Annotated in this window: 20 protein-coding genes and 1 pseudogene; 8 read left to right on the top strand and 13 right to left on the bottom strand. The window is 64.0% G+C overall.

The genetic code is table 11. From position 1 onward, the window contains the following. Positions 1–4 precede the first annotated feature (4 nt). Genes J4573_RS08565 through J4573_RS08555 form a run of 3 tightly spaced genes read left to right on the top strand, consistent with a single transcriptional unit; the run spans position 5 to position 2,355 of the window. Positions 5–409 (top strand): hypothetical protein, encoded by a 405-nt coding sequence (locus J4573_RS08565; RefSeq protein WP_208254738.1) that lies wholly within the window; start codon positions 5–7, stop codon positions 407–409. Between the two features lie 6 nt (positions 410–415). Beyond that, positions 416–1,975: a hypothetical protein gene (locus tag J4573_RS08560; protein ID WP_208254737.1), complete on the top strand. Its 1,560-nt coding sequence runs from the start codon at positions 416–418 to the stop codon at positions 1,973–1,975. 17 nt (positions 1,976–1,992) lie between these two features. Further along, on the top strand, positions 1,993–2,355 hold the full coding sequence (locus tag J4573_RS08555; protein ID WP_208254736.1) for a hypothetical protein: 363 nt from the start codon (positions 1,993–1,995) through the stop codon (positions 2,353–2,355). A gap of 1,126 nt (positions 2,356–3,481) precedes the next feature. Here J4573_RS08555 and J4573_RS08550 read toward each other — a convergent pair. The 7 genes and pseudogenes from J4573_RS08550 to J4573_RS08520 form a co-directional block, all read right to left on the bottom strand. After that, positions 3,482–5,806, bottom strand: a complete 2,325-nt coding sequence (locus J4573_RS08550) for an RNA-binding domain-containing protein (protein ID WP_208254735.1) — start codon at positions 5,804–5,806, stop codon at positions 3,482–3,484. A 219-nt stretch (positions 5,807–6,025) separates the two neighbouring features. Next, entirely contained in the window at positions 6,026–6,118 is a 93-nt protein-coding gene (locus J4573_RS08545; RefSeq protein ID WP_208254734.1) for an SHOCT domain-containing protein, read from the bottom strand. Between the two features lie 49 nt (positions 6,119–6,167). After that, entirely contained in the window at positions 6,168–6,677 is a 510-nt protein-coding gene (locus J4573_RS08540; RefSeq protein ID WP_208254733.1) for a PH domain-containing protein, read from the bottom strand. Between the two features lie 298 nt (positions 6,678–6,975). Further along, positions 6,976–7,758, bottom strand: a pseudogene (locus tag J4573_RS53785) (sigma-70 family RNA polymerase sigma factor); the annotation flags it as partial. A 111-nt stretch (positions 7,759–7,869) separates the two neighbouring features. Next, positions 7,870–8,133, bottom strand: coding sequence for an RNA polymerase sigma factor (locus tag J4573_RS08530; protein WP_208254732.1), 264 nt, complete (start codon positions 8,131–8,133; stop codon positions 7,870–7,872). Next, positions 8,130–8,471, bottom strand: a complete 342-nt coding sequence (locus J4573_RS08525; RefSeq protein ID WP_208254731.1) for a hypothetical protein — start codon at positions 8,469–8,471, stop codon at positions 8,130–8,132. The genes J4573_RS08530 and J4573_RS08525 overlap by 4 nt, the downstream gene beginning before the upstream one ends. Next, positions 8,471–8,653, bottom strand: coding sequence for a hypothetical protein (locus J4573_RS08520; protein ID WP_208254730.1), 183 nt, complete (start codon positions 8,651–8,653; stop codon positions 8,471–8,473). Before J4573_RS08520 ends, J4573_RS08525 begins: the two co-directional genes overlap by 1 nt. A 333-nt stretch (positions 8,654–8,986) precedes the next feature. Between J4573_RS08520 and J4573_RS08515 the strand changes: the two genes are divergently transcribed. Then, complete coding sequence (locus J4573_RS08515; RefSeq protein WP_208254729.1) at positions 8,987–9,145, top strand: hypothetical protein; 159 nt, start codon at positions 8,987–8,989, stop codon at positions 9,143–9,145. A 208-nt stretch (positions 9,146–9,353) separates the two neighbouring features. Here the strand turns inward: J4573_RS08515 and J4573_RS08510 are convergent, their stop codons facing one another. Continuing rightward, on the bottom strand, positions 9,354–9,833 hold the full coding sequence (locus tag J4573_RS08510; protein ID WP_208254728.1) for a hypothetical protein: 480 nt from the start codon (positions 9,831–9,833) through the stop codon (positions 9,354–9,356). A 483-nt stretch (positions 9,834–10,316) separates the two neighbouring features. Here J4573_RS08510 and J4573_RS55195 point away from each other — a divergent pair, with 483 nt between their 5' ends. Genes J4573_RS55195 through J4573_RS08490 form a run of 4 tightly spaced genes read left to right on the top strand, consistent with a single transcriptional unit; the run spans position 10,317 to position 14,596 of the window. After that, positions 10,317–11,408, top strand: a complete 1,092-nt coding sequence (locus J4573_RS55195; protein ID WP_208254727.1) for a DUF2637 domain-containing protein — start codon at positions 10,317–10,319, stop codon at positions 11,406–11,408. Positions 11,409–11,411: 3 nt separating this feature from the next. Beyond that, positions 11,412–13,442 (top strand): toprim domain-containing protein, encoded by a 2,031-nt coding sequence (locus J4573_RS08500; protein WP_208254726.1) that lies wholly within the window; start codon positions 11,412–11,414, stop codon positions 13,440–13,442. Next, positions 13,439–14,335: a hypothetical protein gene (locus J4573_RS08495; RefSeq protein ID WP_208254725.1), complete on the top strand. Its 897-nt coding sequence runs from the start codon at positions 13,439–13,441 to the stop codon at positions 14,333–14,335. Before J4573_RS08500 ends, J4573_RS08495 begins: the two co-directional genes overlap by 4 nt. Positions 14,336–14,347: 12 nt before the next feature. Next, positions 14,348–14,596 carry a hypothetical protein gene (locus J4573_RS08490; protein WP_208254724.1) on the top strand — a complete coding sequence of 83 codons (249 nt, stop codon included), beginning with the start codon at positions 14,348–14,350 and terminating at the stop codon, positions 14,594–14,596. A gap of 114 nt (positions 14,597–14,710) precedes the next feature. Here the strand turns inward: J4573_RS08490 and J4573_RS08485 are convergent, their stop codons facing one another. The 5 genes from J4573_RS08485 to J4573_RS56905 form a co-directional block, all read right to left on the bottom strand. Then, positions 14,711–15,217 (bottom strand): SMI1/KNR4 family protein, encoded by a 507-nt coding sequence (locus J4573_RS08485; RefSeq protein ID WP_208254723.1) that lies wholly within the window; start codon positions 15,215–15,217, stop codon positions 14,711–14,713. A gap of 286 nt (positions 15,218–15,503) precedes the next feature. Next, positions 15,504–16,022, bottom strand: a complete 519-nt coding sequence (locus J4573_RS08480) for a hypothetical protein (RefSeq protein WP_208254722.1) — start codon at positions 16,020–16,022, stop codon at positions 15,504–15,506. Between the two features lie 34 nt (positions 16,023–16,056). Next, entirely contained in the window at positions 16,057–16,827 is a 771-nt protein-coding gene (locus tag J4573_RS08475) for a NucA/NucB deoxyribonuclease domain-containing protein (protein ID WP_208254721.1), read from the bottom strand. Positions 16,828–17,641: 814 nt separating this feature from the next. Further along, positions 17,642–18,106 carry a hypothetical protein gene (locus J4573_RS08470; RefSeq protein ID WP_208254720.1) on the bottom strand — a complete coding sequence of 155 codons (465 nt, stop codon included), beginning with the start codon at positions 18,104–18,106 and terminating at the stop codon, positions 17,642–17,644. A 76-nt stretch (positions 18,107–18,182) separates the two neighbouring features. Then, positions 18,183–18,317 (bottom strand): phospholipase D-like domain-containing protein, encoded by a 135-nt coding sequence (locus J4573_RS56905; protein WP_443605074.1) that lies wholly within the window; start codon positions 18,315–18,317, stop codon positions 18,183–18,185. Between the last annotated feature and the right edge of the window lie 4 nt (positions 18,318–18,321).

Raw genomic sequence — 18,321 nt, 5'->3', positions numbered from 1 at the left:
TCCGATGACCGACCCGAAGCTCGCCCGCCCCGCCCTCACGAGCCTGCTCAACACGGCCCTCAACGACATCACCCGCATCGCGGCGACGCTGCGCGAACTCACCGAACGCGATGGCGGCCTGCTGCGCTGGGGAACCGCCCAATGCGAGGCGCTGCTCGCACGAGACGCGCTCGTCCGGGCCCCTTCGCTAGATCCCGACCGCACCCGGCCGGATTCACCCGCGCGACGCGTCGAACCCCACCGCACTACGACCTCAAACGAGGCCGTAGCCACGACGTTCCGAACCGGCGCCACCGATGCTGAACGAGCCCTCATCAAGGCCGCCGAGATCGCCCCGCACCCCGACGACGTCCTCGCGTGCCTCACCGCCGCATTGCACTGCGCCCGGCTCCACGACGCTCTCAGGTAGCCGCACATGGCCACGTTCGGCGACATGCTCGCGGCCGCGGACGCACGGCTGGAACGCGTCGTTCAGGCGCTGAGCCCCTTAGGCGCGCCCGACATCAAGCAGCAGGCCCAGCACCCCACCACGCTGGCCGAACTCGCCCGTCTGGCCAAGGTCCTCGGCCGCTGCACCGACCAAGTCGCCACCGGATTCGGGATTCCAAACGCTGAGACGACCACCGTACAGAGCGACGCCCGGCACGCATCACGCCTGTTCGGCGAAGCAGTACAGCAGCTCGCACCGGTAGAGCACCCCGCCGACGAGGGCCCCGCCCTGGCCCGCGAACTGAAAACAATGGCCCTATCCCTGGGCTGCGGCCTAGACCTTCTCTCTTCCCACCTGCCAACCGCCGACAATCGCAATCGCGCCGCCAGCACCACCGATACCGCAACGAGCAACGCCGGCGTCATCTCCGCCGCTGACACGATCCGCTGGCTCCTGTACACCACAGGCCGACACGCATCAGCGGCAGGCCAGGTCGCACTCCGGGCCGACACCCCCTCCACAACGACAGCCGGTAGGTCGTTACTTCAGGCCGCTCTCGTGGCGCGACGAACACACAGCAACGACGCTGCCCCCATCACCGCGCTCACCCTTAACCGCCTCCCCGAACGGATGCCGCCGTCCGTCGGCGAGGACCTGCCCCAAGCCGTCCACGGAATCGGCATCAGCGCCGAACGACTGCGCGTTGCCGACGGGCCAGGAGCGGTAACTACCTGGCGCTATCTGGCGCACTCCGCGGCCCTGGTCTACGAGGCCGGAACCAAGCTCACAGCCCAGCTCTCCCGGCGCCTGCGGGAGCTCGGCGACGCCCAAACGGCCGCTGACCTCCAGGAATCCCGCGCGAGTCTCTACGGTCTGTATCGCCAATGGCAGACCATCGCCCGGCGTTGGCGCGGCCTCGGCGACACCAGCGCCATCCCGTCCGCGGGGCTCGCCGTCGACGCGAGCGACTTGATCCTCCGACTCGGCCGGCTCACCTTCGATGATCCAGAGTGGGCGCCGACCTACAGAGCCACACAGAGGCTGGTTCCAGCAGAGCGGCTAATGCCCGGCCCAGCCGAGACATACCTAGTCGGCACGGCAATCCTCCAAGCCATCGACGCATGCGCCACCATCGCAAGCCGTCACCACGATGCCGTCAACGACATCGCTGCCATCGGCGTACTCCGTGCGCCACGACCCGGGACGTGCCCCCGGCTCCCCGCGATCGCCCGCGAACTTCTCAGCCGCTACACACAGGCCCACCACGACGGCCTAGCGGCAGTCACCCAGCTCGGCGCGGCATTGGAACGATCGAGCTCCGCGACGCCCTACAGCGCGCAGCAGACCTCCCTCATCCTCAAGCGCGCCCACGCATCCCTCCGCGCCCATGACGTCGCTCAACCGACGGGAGCGGCCGGCCTGGCTGCAACCGACTTCCCAGCCCCGATCACAACAACCATCCAAGCCACCCACAAAGAGCCACAGCAGCAGGCCCAAGCACCAGAACCTGCGTCGCAGACCTGGCCAAGCCAATCCACCCGCTGAACCTCTCCGAGGTGACGATGAAGCCCCAGCGCCCTCTCAACATCTCCGAACGCCTGGAACGCGGTGTCAACGAACTCAAGGAGATCTTCACCAACATGAGGGACCTCGAGTTCACCCACGTCATCGACCCCACCGCCCGCGACCTCACCGACTACACGATGCTCGTCGACGACTTGGCCGCCACACTCCAACAACTAACCAGCGCCCTGCAGGCCGAAGACCCACAACACATCACCCCAGCCACTCTCGCAGCCCGCGACTTCCCGCCATCCAAGCCAGCCCACCCGGCTCCTCCAGACACCCCCGCCGAGCCCCCAACAAACTCGCCCACCACCCGTGCCATCCCGCGTCACCACGGGCCGCGCCATCCACGCAGCTGAGAAGCGCCAGCCTCTCCGGCCGCAATCAGCATCAACGCGATCGGGCGATCTGCTACCCCGCCACCCGGCATCACTACGTGGCGCCGCGGAGGCCTAGACACGTCCGCTCATGCCATGGAGTGCGTGCTTCTACTGCGACTGGGCGACGCCAGGATGATCAGTAGCCCCCGCGTCCTTGGGGTCCGGGCAGGGATGAGTAGTTCGACCAATGCACGTGTAGTCGCCGTGGACCTCGATGGCCGCATCCACTGTGGTCGGCTGACGAACTGCCCGACGTGCTGTACGTCTTTCGCCACGCCATACGCTCGGATCCGCTTTTCAGGAGTAGCAACCACTCTGCGGCAGTGCTGCCCACCGAGGCCACACTGTGTTTGATGTGCGCTCGTGGCGATGGTTAGTTGCCGTCACCCTCAGATGCGTCAGTCGCGCGGACGCTGCACCCCGCGCTTAGGTCCGCCGTCATGATTTTCCGCTTGAGTGGCGAGACGGTGTAAAAGACAGATTCGCGTGAACGAATGCTCCCGCGCGGGGAACTGGAGGTTTCGCAACCCGGTGTAGGTGCTTTAGGGAGGCGCTCTGCGTCTGGGTGGGTCTGGGATGTTGGTGAACGGTCGGTCTGGCGGTGCGGTTTGCTTTTGAAAGTCTGGTTGTGGCCTAGCGGCCTGGGTGACTTGGTGGCGTCCGGCGCCGGTGTGGTGCACTGGCCATCTGCCGGGTTTCTTGATCGCTCGGGGGTGGTGTCGGCTGGTTCGGGGGAGGCAGCAGTCGCCTGCGTGCCTCTTGCAGGGCCTGGCCAAGAGCCTGGGTGAGCTTGGTGGCGGTAGTCGCGGTCTAGGCCCCGATGCTTCCGCGGATGATGCGGACGCAGGTCAGGATCGGGTGAAGGAGGCGGTGGGATGCGCCGTGCGCAGCGGCCGGGTGGCCGGGTTGCAGTGTTGGTGGCTGGGACGATGCCTGCGGGTCCCGAGGACCAGAACACGATCAAGCACCGACAAAGCACTACGGCCCAGCACGGCCGACCCGTGACGCCCACGACCGTGATCACAGCTAAAGCAACTGCACTGGGCCGCGAGGCCCCCGCTTCACACTCGCTCAGCCAACACTGGAAGCTTGTTGCTGATCGATCTCATTCCAGGTCAGCAATATGGTGAGCTTGGGAACTCAAATGCGGGTACTTCACTAGCAGGTCTTTTGCGCGAGCTAGATCCTCCTCAGCCTCTTCATTATAACGGAGGCGTCGATAATTGATAATCCTCGTCTTGAGGGCCATTATCAAAGTTTCACTTGGCGTCTCCTTGGCGCCTTCAATGCTAATAATCCTACTGAACTGCTCGATGGCATCTCGCGTCTCTCCGGCACGGCTGAGCGCCACACCATATTGGTGACGTAGAACCAGATCCTGAGGATCGTACTCGATAGCTCTCCGCAAGGCAGCAATCTGCCCACGCTTGTCTCGCTGAGCATCAGATACGCGCGCTTTAACACTATATGCAAGGGCCCCAGTGAATCGATTGGCGCGCGCACACGCGTTGTCCGCATATTTTATCGCTTGACCCACCCGCTTCCGAGCGAGCTCGAAGTTAGCACTCATGGCGAAAACGTAAGCGCTCGTGGGAGCTACTGCGCGAGCTTGTGTGAAGAGCTCTTCAGCCGAAACAAGGTTGCCCGCGAAGGTCGCAGACTCACCTCTGCGACACAAGATCACCCCGCGCTTCTCGTTATCGGTCTTGACTCCGTAGCGCTTGAAAATATCTACAAATCGTTGCACTTCCCATTGCTGCAGATCCATTTGCTGTACGTACTGTTGTACACGGCGACGCGCTTCTATCTCCAAGTTACCAAACCGGGGCAGTTGTTTCGCAGCAAAGGTAAGCGTGATCGGCAGGCTAGTGTAGACGCTGCGACGATCCACCTCATTGACCTGGCGACCTATAAGTGTCGCCTCTTCGAGTTCTAGCAAGGCGGCCTCCAACCTCTCAGGAGGCAGGTTGGTCGCGATAGCGAGGAGCCGGCTATCAGGCGGAGAGTCGAAGATCGACATAACGCTGAGTACACGCCTAGAGCCCTCATCGAGAGCATCCCATATGTTACGGAAGCTGAACTCTAGCACCGGCGAGTCGTCGCTATTAACTGCTGTTATCGATTTGTTTAGGTTCCGAGAAAGCTTATAATGACCTAGTATCCATTGGATCGCGAGCGGCAACCCTCCCGATGCGTTTGCAATATTATCTATATTATCTTCACTCCACTTAATGGAAATACCGAGCTCGCTAGATTTTGTCGCGATGAACTCCGATATCTCCTCGCGATTGAGCTCAGAAACGGTGACGGGGAATTCCCAGCCACCCGTCTTGCGTCGACTCGTGATTAGCACTTTGGCTAGTGTATCGTCTGGCAGGCCTTGTATGAATGAAAGAATTCTCCCATCATCCACGGTTTCTAGATTGTCTAGCACCAGTAGAGTCGGCATCACAGAGAGCCATTCCAGAGCGTGAGATTTATTCTCCTCCATCTCCGATCTTGGCTCCTCGCCAAACAACCTAAGAATCTGCGCTAGCAGGTCTTCTAGAGAGTAAAGAGTTCGCCCCAGTGACCGAACGATTCCCTGGTGCGTTAGTACCGTCTCTTTTGCAGTCAAGTGCAATATTGCCTCGAACTCCTGTCTTTCATAAAAATCGTATGCGGCTTGAGTTGCCAGGGCAGATTTTCCGACACCGCCAGGGCCGTGCACATTGACGATCCAGATTCGGCGATCACGAGTTATTGCTTCATTTATTTTCTCGCGCAATACTTGGCGTCCGATGAAATTGCGATAGTCCTTTTCTAGTAGGCGATATGTTCCCGTATCTATTGCGAACGGGCTCGTATGCTGCTCGGGGACTAGGCTGTCCTGGTCAGCTCTATCCTCGAGGTCGTCTAGCAAATCCGCGAGCTCGTCACCGTCATCGAGTCGAACTGTTGAGTCACCACGGCGGAAATATATTTCTCCTCGACGCAGGCCGTAAGGATGCTTAACACAAAAATCGATCCTTACCATCGACGGAGTGCGACGTTTTTTTCTTTTACTTGAGGCCCTTACGAGTATTAGCGCGAACCATTTCAGCTCGCCTGTATAGCGAAGTTGATGCTGGACAATATCGACGGTTATTTCGAGTCCCGTGGCGCGGCGTATCTTATCGCGCAGCAACTTGGCATCGAAGGCCAACTTCACTGGCAACCCCTGGGGTAGCCAGGTCTTATCCTGTACTCCAATAACGAGATAACCACCACCCGTGTTTTTCATGGCGATTGCGTCTTTGCCGAAAGATGCGACCTGGTAATCGGTATCCAGCTGCAAAACCTGCTTGTAGTCTAGCCACTCACATTCGGCTCTACAGTCAATCAAGTACTTAAGAGCGTCGAGACTAAGGTCGCCCTCTCGGACCATCTTTTCGATTCTGGATAGGTTCATGCTGTGATCCTTCGTCGACCGACTCTCGGTCGTCTTTACCTAGGCTGGCAGCGCACATCTTCGAGACTTGTGAAATATCGGGCTATTGGATGATAACGAAATCTAATCGTTGGTCGGCTCGGCGCGCCGGGATCGGCCGGAACAGGCCGCATGCCCGGCGCGCCCGGCATGCGGCCGCTGGCGCAGGGTCACCTTCGGGAGATGCGGTGGAGTTTTCACCTACAGCCGGTCCAGCAGATCCTTCTTCTTGGCTTCGAACTCTTCCGGGGTGACGATGCCCGCGTCACGGAGTTCCCCGAGTTCGCGCAACACGTTCAACACTTCGTCGCGTGTGATGGGCTGCGTGGCTGGTGCGCGCCCGTCAGGAGGAGCGAGAGAGGGCTGCGGAGGCATCATCCCGGGCAATACGCCCGGCACGGACGGGACGCAAACCGGAGGCCATCGGGGGCGCCTGACCGGCGCCGTACTCGAACCGGTGGACACCAAGGTGGGTTCGTTCGCCGACCTGTCGGCCGTGCACCGCCACCCGCATCGCATGCACCGCCTGGTTGATGATGTCCCGTACGTGGTGCGGCTCCGGTATCCACTCCAACGTCGCGACCTCCATCACCCCATCCGGCCGCGGCACCCGCACCAGCACGTTCCCCACATGCTGGGTCTTTTGGATCAGCGTCTGAGACACGTCCACGTCGTGGATGTCCAGCAGCGGGATCTGCTGCTGCCGGGTGCCAGGGATGCCGCCGGTCTCGTAGTACAGGTAGTGGGTGGTGAGTCGGTAATGAAGGACGACACGGCCGCCGGTGGCGCGGGCGGTGACGTTACGGGTTTCGCCTTCCCAGATGAGTTGTTCTTGCCCAGAGTGGATGGTCATGGCGGCCCCCGCCTCGCAGTGTCGTGGTGGCGTCACCGTAAGCCCGTACGGGGTCTGGCTGGCGGATGGGGCCGGATGCGGCCTGTGTGTAAACCCGCCGGTCGCCGGGCACGGCGCTGTGTGTCGGGCGAGGCGCAAGGCGACCTGCCGCCGCGTCCTGCGAAGATGATCTCCGGGTTGGAGAACGGTCGTCCGGGGTACGGCGCTGTGGCAGCATACGTCTGCGCCGTTCGGTACCGAGATAAGGCCGTCGATCTCCGCACGGGCCGCCGGGTAGGGACAAGAGGGCGTGGCGGGGAAGCTTGTCGTGCGGGACCTGGCTGTGGTTTGGGTTGTGCAGCTTGGAGATGGTCTTGGACTCGATTTGGCGGATGCGCTCACGGGGTGACTCCGTAGACCTTGCCGTTCTCGTCCAGCGTCTTGGGCTGGCCGTCAGTGAGGCCGAACCGCATCGCCACCACGCCGGCCTCGCGCTCGCTGAGGGTGCCGAGCACCGAGTGCAGTTGTTCCTGCAGAAGGATGAAGTTGATCGCTTCAGCCGGGAGGATCGCGGCGGGGTCTTCGATCAGGTCGCCGAACTCGCTGTCGCCGTCCTCGCCGAGGGGGATGTACAGCGAGATGAGCTCGCGACCTTGGTCTTGGAGCACCTGCTGTTGCCCCGGGCCTGGTCAGCCATGGCGTGGGTGATCGCTTGCCGGATCCACCAAGGCGCGTAGGTGGAGAACGTGTAGCCCTTGGTGTGGTCGAAATTCTCGACCGCGCGGATCAGACCGAGGTTGCCCTCCTGGATCAGGTCCAGGAACAGCACGCCGCGGCCGGTTTAGCGCTTGGCTAGCGAGGCCACCAGGCTGAGGTTGGCCGCCAGCATCTGGTTCTTGGCCCGCTGGCCGTCCTCGGCGATCCGCTCCAAGCCCTCAATGTCTTTCTCGGACATCGTGAGCGCCTCGGCCGCCAGCCGCTCCCCGGCGAGCCGTCCGGCCTGGATGCGCTTGGCCAACTCGACCTCCTGCTCAGCGTTGAGTAGCGGAGCGTTGGCGATCTGCTTGAGGTAGTCCTTAACCAGTTCGGTGGTGGTCTCGGCGAGGGACCTCCGGCTGCAAAGATGTGGATCAGCGCGCTCTGCCCCGCGGGGGCGCGCAGCCTCAATCGGCCCGCACCTTGGCTGCCCAGCGAGGACTGCCGGAGTAGGCGATCAAGGTCGTCGGTGGCTGATTCCCGGCTCGGCGTGTTGCGGGGGAAGGACTCGATCATGGAGCCTCCTTCGCGAGCTTGATCCGATGCCGATGCCGATGCCGATGACGGCGCAGAATCCCTCGACAGCCCGGGGAGTGCGGTCGAGCGCCTCGGCGATCTCGGTTTGCTGGTAGCCGTCGGCGGTCAGAACCAGCACTTGTGCGGTGATGGTGTCGAGATCAGCCAAGGCCTCGCGGATCAGCACGTGCGTGCTGACGATCATTTGCGGATCGGTGTCGAAATCTGCGGTGCCAGCCAAGACCGTGGGGTCGGCGTGAAGTTCTTCATGAGGATTGGGCTGGTGATTGCGCCAGCGACGGTAGGCGTTTGCGAAATGGTGGGGAGCCTGCCGACGAAGTAGGTGGTCAAGGCCGCGCCTCGTTGGTGCTCCCACCCGCCACCGATCAGCGCGCGGCACCGGAAGTCCCGTAGCGCGGGAACGATGGTGTCGATGGCCAGGCTCGTACGGTCGTCAGCGGTGAACAGCCGGGGCCGCGCAGCCAGCTCCAGGCCTTTGCGCCGGCACCGTATGAAGATCTCTCCCGAGACCAGCCATGCCATCAGCACCGCCCAGGCGTAGCTGACCAGCTCGTGTTGAACCGGTCGTAAACGGGGCCGGTGAAGTCGTGCTTGGCCAGGAGCGCCATGAGTTCAGCGTCGGCGGCCAGACGCGCCAGCCGCTCCTGGCGATCGAGATGTCCTTCATCGATGGGACCTTCCCCAGCGGTAGCGGCGCCGGTCATGACAGGGGCGGGCTCCTCTGCCGGGGAAGCATCCGCTTTGCGGCTAGTGGTCACGGTTCACCCTTAGCGCAGACAGGTTCGGACGTCGTGCTGTTGGCGCATACCAGGCCGGAACCTCAGCTGAGGTTCTTAGGTCTCTGCCCGTCGCTCATCCCACGCCATCGGGCTGTGACGTTTTACTCTCGGCTGTGCTGGAGGAGAGCGGGGCAGGCAGACACCTATGCACAGGTGGATCACGGTCCCGGCTTCGCCGGGTGCCCCCGCTGTGGAGGTGACCTGTTGAGTGACTCTTCTCCCCGCCGAACGCCCCGCATCCGAATAACGGGTTGGGGGTTGGTCGTTCTGCTGACGGCGCTGCTGGTCGGGACGTTGGCTGCCGCACTCGCCCTGGCGGGCGGCAGTAACCTGCCACAAGCGCTCCTGACCGGCGGTGGAGCCGCTGGCGCCACGATCAGTCTGCTCTATCGGATCATGGGCACCAACTATCGGTAGGGCGCCTCGCTCGCCCGGACGCATGTCGACGTCAGCGGCCAGCGGTCCCCGCCCTGACGAGACTGGACTGTTGTCGACATAGGCAAAGCAACCAGCGCTGGCATGACCGAGGCGAAGAACACGGCCACCGAGTCCTGCGGGTGGTCGGCAAGGACCCGAATCATCGCGAGTGACGTGCTGTGCTTTTGACCAGTGACGTACCGTTGGATCAAGCGTCCGGTCGCTCCTCAGCGTTGGCGGTGGAGCGGTCGGCGCGGGCGGCGGCCAGGATCATCTCCTCGACCACTGCGCGCGTACGCGGTGACAGATCGACCAACGCGCGCAGCACCTCGCGTCGTGTGTTGCCGGCGCCGAGCTCGCGCCGCAACGCCCTGAGGGTCACCTCCTCGCCGATCGGTGCGGACTCGTCCGCGAAGCCGAAATAGCCGATCGGTACGCCGAAGAAGGTCGCGAGTGTCGTCAGTGTCTTGAACTGCGGGTTGTCCTGGCGGCCTGTGCGCAGCTTCCACACCGTCGTGGAGGAGATGTCCTCCTCACCTGCTCCTGCGATCGCGGCGGCGAGCTCGACGTTGTTGCGCGGTGGCGGCGCCTCGGACGGCCACATGTTCTGGATCAGCCACTCGATCTTCTCCGCCAGCGAGGCCGACGGTGAAATCCTCGGCGCCGGCTCCGGTTCGCCCTGAGACACCCAGCCTCCATTGCTCAAAAGCTCTGTGTGTACGACCTGTAGTCTTATATTGACAGAACGTTGATGGGTGTTGCATCGTCTAACCACAAACTTTAGTTGATGGATCTTTGATCCGTCATCCACAGCACAGGGGAACGCGATGCCCGATACCGGCACAGCGCCACGTTCTGCCCCCAAGACCGCCCGGAGGCGGCACCAGTCTCTCGATCCGACTCGGCGGGTCGAGGCGGAGGAACGCCGCGCGCGACTGCTTCGGCTCCGTTACGAACTCGACCACCTCGGAGCCCAGGTGGTCGTGCAGAGACCACGCAATGGGCGATGGCGATTGAAGCTCCGTCGAGCCAGGTGGTCCGAAACCGTCATGTGCGCCGGAGCCGACGGCTCTTACGCCTACGTCACCGCGAGTGGCCGCCTGCTCGGTCCCACAGACGACGTTCGTTACGTCGCGCGGGTCCTGGTCTGGATGGTCGAAAGGAAGCACCGGTGAACGTCACTCTGCAGGCCGACGAGACGCTCAGCGGGCAGGCACCGAGCGCAGCGGCGTCGTCAGGATGGCCCGCAGGTCCGCTGGCCGCGGGCTTAGCGCCGCCATCCGGCGTGTCCTGGCCCGGCTCGGTCACGGCGACTCAGGACTCGAGTCTGGGAATCCGCGACGAACTCATTCCCCAGAGGGCCCCGACCGCTGCCAAGGTCGCCGCGGCCATCATCACCCCGCTGGTCCTGACCCTGGCGGTGCTCGGAGGCGCCGGGTCGTTCACCACCGTGCGGGACATGGCACGTCCCTGGTTCGCCGACCTGGCATGGATCGTGCCGGTGGGGCTGGACGTGGGAATTCTCGCCCTGTTGGCCTGGGACCTGCTCGCCGAATACGTCGGGCTGCCCTGGCCCGTACTGCGCTGGGTCGCCTGGGCCTTCATTGGCGCGACCATTGCCGTTAACAGCGCCGCTGCGGACGGCGACCCGATCGGCGTCATCGTGCACGGCGCGATGCCCGTGCTGTTCATCGTCGTCGTCGAGGGCATCCGGCACCTGGTCAACCAATGGACCGGCCTGACCACTGGAACCCGCATCGAGCCCGTTCCCAAGGCCCGGTGGATGCTCGCGCCGATCTCGACGGCGCTCTTGTGGCGGCGGATGGTGCTCTGGCACATCACCGGCTACCGGCACGGCCTGGCCGCGGAGTATCGGCACCTTCTCGCCGTTTCGCGGCTGCAGGAGGAATACGGCCGGTGGACCTGGCGGTGGCGGGCGCCCCTTGCCGAGCGACTCGCGCTACGCCACCTCCCCGCCGAGATCAGCGGGCTGCGTGTCGAGGATGAGGTCGAGGACGTACCAGACGAGCCCGGGCCGGTCGACCAGCAGTATCGGCCCGAGGACGAGAACGACGCTTCTGCTCGCCCCGGATGGATCACCGGTGATCTTCTGGCCGCCGCCCAGGAGATCCTTACGCGGGCGGAGCGCGAGGGCGTACGGGTCAGCAAGCAGCAGTTCGGCCGACGGCTGCGGGATGCCGGCTTCACGATCGCCAACGGACGGTTGGCCACGTTGCGTGCCGCCGCGAACGTCGGGGATTGATGCATGCGAGCGTCCGATCCCGCCGAGCAGCAACGCGTGACGATCGTTCTCCAAGCAATCGCCGATCAGGAGGTCGGCAGGTTGCTCAGCGGAGACCTGCCGTGGACGCAGTGGCTGGTCAACGCCGCACGGCACGACCAGTTCAGCTTCATCAACACCCTGTTGATACCGGCTCAACGTCCCGACGCCACTGAGGTGCGTTCCTACCAGGACTGGAAGAAGGACGGCCGCCAAGTCGCGCGCGGGGAAACCGGAATACGGATCCTGACGCAGCAGGGACCTCGCACAGTCTTCGATCAGTCCCAAACCACGGGGCCGGCCATCGAGAAGGCACCCTCACCAGAACCAGCGTCGGTCTGGGGACGGCTACGTAGCCTGGCAGCTGATCTGGGTCTTTACGTTGACCACGGCGAGCGCTGGACGTACACCGGGCGGCCAGGTCGGCTGCTACGGATACCGGTCGACCTCGAAGCCGCGGAGGCGGCGCGGCTGCTCGCTCACCAGCTCGCCCATGTGCTCCACCGGGGCGACCATCCAGACCCGGACGAGCCCGGAGCAGAGACGGCCTGCCATGGTGTCCGCCGTGTTGTAGCCGACTCGACAGCCCACCTCGTCCTTGACCACCTTGGACTGTCCCTGCCACCGCCGGCCATGCCCGCGGTGACGAGCTGGGCCGGAGCCGATGAACGCGCGATGCCGGTCGAGGCAATCACCGCTGTCGGCGATCGCGTCCTCGGCGCAACTGCCCAGATACGCGGACGTCTTGCCAAGCCTCCGCCTCCTACGAGAACGCGCTCCACACAGCAAGCTGCAGGGGTCGCACGAGCTTCAACGAACACCGGCGAGCAGCCGGCCGAAGACAGCACAGACACCGAAGGAATCACCGATGCGAGACCTGCAGAACTCGTGAGCGTGATGACCAGTGCTCATAGGATCTTCCGGGACGCGTCGGCCGCCAGCTGGGTTCCCGGCTACCTGGCCAACCGCGGCTTCGACCCCGCAACCGTGCAGCACTGGGAAATCGGATATGCCCCCGGAGACGGCAAGACGCTGATCGAGCAGCTGCGCGCTCTCGGCCATGCCGACCGGGACATCCTCGGCGCCGGTCTCGCTCGCCGAGGCAAGAACGACGCTCTCCGCCCGTTCTTCCGCGACCGCCTCGTGCTCCCGCTCCGTGCGCCGGACGGCACCGTTTGCGGCTTCATCGGCCGGCGTACTGACACGGCTCCGGGCCCCAAATACCTGAACAGCCCAGACACGCCACTGTTCCGCAAGAGCGAGCTGCTGTTCGGGCTGTACGAGATGCGCGACGCCTTGGCACAGGGTGCACGGCCCGTCCTCGTCGAGGGGCCCTTCGACGCCATCGCGATCAACACCTCCGAGCCCTCCTATGCGGCTGTGGCTCCGTGCGGAACGACCATCACCACGGCGCAGCTGAACCTTCTGGCCGCCCGCGCCCAACTGGACGCCGCCGGTCTGGCCCTAGCCCTGGACGGCGACGACGCGGGGCAAATAGCAGCAGTTCGTGCCTGGCCCACTCTTGCGCAGGTCACAGGCCCCGTCAGCGCCGTGACTTTCGCGAAAGACCGAGACCCGGCCGACATTCTGAGTTACCAAGGGTGTGTGGGTGTACGCAAAGCGCTACAAGTCGAGGTGCCCCTCGCCGACCTGGTCGTGGACGCCGCCCTTAAGAAATACGAGGACCACCGAGCGTTCCCCGAGGGCCGCCTAGCAGCAGCCCGCGCAGCAGCAACACTGATCGCCACCGGCCGCGCCGCTGACGCTGCCCGCCAAGCCACCCGCGTCGCGACAAAACTCGACCTGCCTCCGGCGCTCGTCAACCAGATCCTCATCGAGACGATCACGTCCGACGGATCGGCTCCTGGCCTGGGCGCCGATCCGCTCGTCTTAGCCGGAGAGGACTTCCCCGTCCCTGGTTCTGGCGCCTCCAACTCGCACATGACCTCGGCCGTGCACCGCACAACGGGCCAGCACCACCAACCTCAGCAGGCGCAACCCCGGAGGAAGCCATGACCGACCAGCATCCAGACCCCATCACCGAAGGACTCGCCCAAGGCGGTCAGCGCATCGTCCAGATCGCCGCTCTCGGCACCGCGCTCAAGCAGTGGGAATCTGGCCGCAGGCAACGGCAAAAGGCAGTGCAGCTTGCTCGAGACGAGGCGACCAGACGCAAGGCCGAGACAGAACAACGCGCGGAGTCCGAGCGAGCCCGAGCGGTCTGGGCGCCGGCGCACGACCGGCAATGGCTGCGACAGGCGGACCTCCCTCACGTTGCCGCCGCCTGGTGCGCCGCCGTGCCGTACGCAGCCGAAGGCCGAGCCGACGCCGGCTCCGCCGTGCGCAAGTGCGAGGACCGGCTCCGCGACCTGCACCCGCACGCCATGAGCCACTACGACCGCCTACGCATCGAAGGCATCGAACCCCTCGACGCGATGCAGCGTGCGGCCCCCTTCTTTCAGCGCGACCCCAACGTCCGCGACGGAGCGCCGGTCCGCACCCGCGAGCTAAGCCCGGGAACCGGTACGACATGGGCGGCCAACCAGCACGGCCCCAGCCGAGAGGAGCGGGAGTCTGCCCGGGCGGAGCAAAGGGCTCACCGGATCCTCGATGAGTTCGTGACCAGGCTGAGCCACCAGGGCCGAACGCACATCCCGCCATCCGAACTCCGCACGCTCCTCGACGTGACCACCAACCTTCCCTCCCACGTCATCGACAAGGTCGTCCAAGCCCGCGCCGCCACTCAGGCCGATATCCCCGGCCCAACGAGGACCGCGGCCGAGGTCTCCGCGGACAACTTCCCCCATTCGATCGCCGAAACGATGGCCGAGACCACGTCAACTGGAGCGCCTCCCCCCAAGAGACTTCCGATCCCAAGCGCCGACTACCGACCACGCCCCAGGCGGTAAAGGGAGACGCGCATGGACTGGTCCGACCTGTGGTTCTGGCTCTCGCTCCTTGCCGTCCTAGCCATCGTGTTCACCGGCCCAACGCTGATCGCCCTGATTCGCGGCATCGACGACATCGGGTTCATCCTCCTGCTCAACGCGATCGCGTTCGTCACCCTCGTCGCACTGCCGATCGCCTACATAGCCGCGATCTTCGCCGTCCGTTCCGATCGAGGTCCAACTCCTCCACCAGACCGCCATGGTGTTCCGCGGGGAAGATGATCAGGCGGACCGGCCAGGCCTGGTGTTAGCCCAGCCGACCCACCACTCAGCAACAAGCAGTCGCGTGGGTTCGGAACCAGCGGAATGAGACGAGCAACCCCGGCGTTCGCAAGGTCAACTCTTTTTCTCGGGAGCGGTCAGTCGCCCTTCTAGTGCCCTCGACAGCCATCCTGCCAAATCGATCCCCATGGGATAAAGGGTTTCGTCATCGTCGAGGTTTCCATCCCAGATCCAGATCGGTCCTCGTTCGTCTCGGCAGTCCACGAGGGTCCAAATTGCACAACCCCAGTCGTAGAGCCACACGAGATACGGCGGAGTCTTCGGGTCTGGTGGATCGGCGGTGAATGCCCGATACACGTCTAGGATATCGGCCCAATCTCCTTGCCATTCTCCGCCCGACACCCCCAATACTCCGTCATCATATTGAAGTGGACCAAACCCGCCATTGGCCACCTCTAGATAGATTCGTCGAAGCAATGGCGGTAGAGGCTGGCCAATGTAGCGCTCTGCTTCGGAGACTGAATCTGGAGAAGCGGGTGGGGACACATGCTTGTGCTTGAGAGAGGTCCGGACCAGTTCGACGACCTCATCGTCATTCAGGGGCATGTTCTTCTTCCGCATCTCCAGTGGGATTGTGAAGGATTGTCCACCGATCCTCCTCCTCCATTCCACCGCCGCCTTCCCCTCCTTTCGTCGACGGGCTCGTGCAGGGCGATCTGGTCAACCGCTCCTCATCCACCACGACGGTGGTCTACGGCAAAGACCGAGATCAACCTTGTGATCCAAGGGGCGGGCCTCCAGTTCGCTCAGGCCTGATCGGCCTGTTGCAAGGGCCGGCGCAGCCGGCCGCCTCGGGGACCGCCGGTGGTGCTGGGCAGGCCTGGGAAATCGCCGGAGAGTCAGGTCGCTAGGAGAGGGTCTCGGCCCCGACCTGGTCTGTCATCTTGAGGATCGCGATTGGACGTTCGGTGTCCGGCCAGATCTGCAGCAGGTGTTCTTCTACGGGTTCTTCGTTGGGTTCTATGAGGTCGGCCTGTCGGCCGGTGTCGCGGCCGCGGGCGTGGGCGCGTAGCCGGTAGCTGCCGGGGCCTGCGGTGGCGAGGTTGGGGAAGGGGGGACGGTCGTTGTCGGTCCACTCTTCGAAGATCTGGGCGTCGCCGGTGGTCGAGGTGTAGGGAACCTCGACGACCGCGTCCCAGTCCTGCAGTTCGGTGGGCGGCTCGGTGTCCCAGGTTTCGACGGTGAGCCAGATGTCGCCTGTGTTGAGGCCGGTGATGACCGTGGCAGCGTCGGGCGCGGTGGAGATCAGCCCGTTGCCGTCCTCGAAGGGGCTGGGCAGCTCGCTGACGTCTTCGGCCCTGATGGAGTAGGAGCCGTCGCCGACGTCGTGGCGTTGCCGCAAGCGCTGGTGTGCTGCCACGGTCATCTCCCGGTTCGCTTCTTGCGTGCCTGGCGAGAGGTCAGGTGATCGTAACCCAGAAGGCGTCACGGTTGAGGATGCGGTTGGCGACGTAGAAGGAGTTGAGTTTGCGTCCGGCGTTGGTGTTATGGCGGGCGTTGATCATCGCGCTGGTGTAGCGGGGATTCCTGGAGGCACCTTCCAGAGTGGACTGGAACGGGTACTCGTCGCAGCTCTTGCCCGTAGGCCGGGGCAACGACCGGGGGCAGGACTTGCGGAAGTTGGCGTCGCGGATGCGGCGGTCGGTGGTGCGGTGCAGCTTGGGTCCCTTTCCGTAGAGGCCGTAGTGTCCCCGCTTGGGGTCGCGCTGGTTATTCCAGATGAGCCAGGCGGATTCGGAGACGCCCGTCGTGGCGTTGGTCGCTTTCCGGGACAGAGTGAAGAAGGGGACCGCGTCTCGGTACACGCACCCGGAGCCGAAGCCGCGTGTGGTGTCGCAGCGGATCTTGTTCTCGGTCAGCAGAGGGGACAGGCGGGTCCACCGCATCCCGACCGGGCGCCACCGCCAGTACGGGATGAGGTTGTAGGTCTTCTTCCTGGTGCCGGGCGAGCTGACCTTGAAGGTCTGGCTGGTGGTCTTCCCACTGATCAGCTTGCCGAGTGGGTTGCCCTTGACACGGCATCCCCGGCAGGGCAGAGAGACCTGGGTGGTGCCACCGGCGGCGAGTTCGCCGTACCCCTTGAACTTGGTGCGCAGCGTGTAGGTCCAGGTCCGCTTCTTGGCCTGGAGCTGGAACCGGTGGCTGAGGGTGACGGTTCCGCGTCCGGTCATCACCTTTCGGCCTCTGATGGTCCGCCAGGTGTAGACGGCGAAGGGTGCGTTGCTGCCGCAGCCACGGAACCTCTCGATGAGAACGATGGCTCGCCCACAGGCAACGGCGGCCGATTCGTTCGCCGGCTGGGTCTCGGTCACGGGTGTGAGGCCCTGGGTCGTGGCCGCAGGGGTGTCGTCGGCGTTGGCTGTACTGACGGGAGTGATTGTCGAGAGCATTGTGACCAGCGCCGCGGCTAGGAGCGCGATGCGCCAAGCGATGTTCTTGACAGGCAAGTCAACCTCCATGAGTGGCGTTGTTGACGAGCGTCAAGTTACGGATCGGTACAACTGGGCGCTATCGGGGTAATCACGTATTTCGGGCGCCACGGCTGATCAGTGGTCACCACGAGATCTCTGTCGTGACCTGGGTTCATTGCCCCCGGCTTGTACTCGGTGCCGGGGTAGAGGCGATCGACAAGGCGTGCGAGACCCTCGGGACGGTGGGCAGCCTCGGCGAAGCCGCCCTTGCCTCCGCCCGCGAGGGCCTCATTAGCAGGAACGAAGCCGCGGAACCCCAGCGCTGGACCGGGGACTTGTGAGAAATGACCACCACCGAGTGCGCGCGCGAAGGCCGCGCAGGGTGCAGAGCAACCGAGGGCCTGCTCTGGGAGCGCGTAACTGCGACGAACAACCAGCCGGTGGAGCACTCGAAGGCTTACCGCGCCCGCCAGCACGCGAGAGCAGCGAGTCGTACGGTGCTGCTAGGCCGTGACGAGGGCCGCCACGCGTTTGAGCGCACGTCCCCTGTGCGGTGCAGCTTTCCGTCCTCGGGTCACGCTTTCCCGCGACTCATCGTGGTCTTGTGGTAGATGTGCCCGTGTCCGTTCTCCAGCGTCAGCTTCATGACCACTGTGCGATGCTCGGGGATGCTGGTGTTGTAGTTGACCATCTTTCCCCGTTTGGCGCAGAAGGAGAACCTTCCTGAGCCCCACTGGAGGTCAAGGCAGGCAACCGGGTAGCGCGTCCCGTTGACAAGGAAGCCTTTCTCGCCGTCGGCGATGAACACACCCATCGCGCTGACCCGGTGGTTCTTCGTCTCTCGAAGAATTGCCTGCATATCTCGGTGGCCGCCCTTATGATTGACATACTTGTCAACGGCCTCCCAGCCACCCGACTTCGCCTGCATCGCCCTTGGCGCGGGTGCTGTATCCGCGTTGGCTGCCGGGCCGCCTGCCGCAAGCCCTGCGAGCATCATTGTCCCGGCGGTGAGCAGGCCGATCTTCCCCGTCGTACGCATCTCAGACCGTGTCCTCTCTCTGGAGTGTCCAACGGGTAAACGATGCTCAGCGGCGCTAACTGGCGCTAGACCCCTTTCAGTTCTGGCTAAAACCCTCCGGGTCGCGGAGCGCCGTGACGGTCTCGACCCATCGGGAGAGATTGCGCGTCATCATGTCGGCCGAGCCGATGAAAAACTTGGGCTCGCCGCCGTTCTCGAACCGAAGATCCAGCTGT

This window comes from Actinomadura barringtoniae (assembly GCF_017573505.1).
In the GTDB taxonomy this organism is placed as follows: domain Bacteria; phylum Actinomycetota; class Actinomycetes; order Streptosporangiales; family Streptosporangiaceae; genus Spirillospora; species Spirillospora barringtoniae.
The sequence above is the reverse complement of the archived record's forward strand: the minus strand, read 5'-3'. Positions and strand labels throughout refer to the sequence as shown.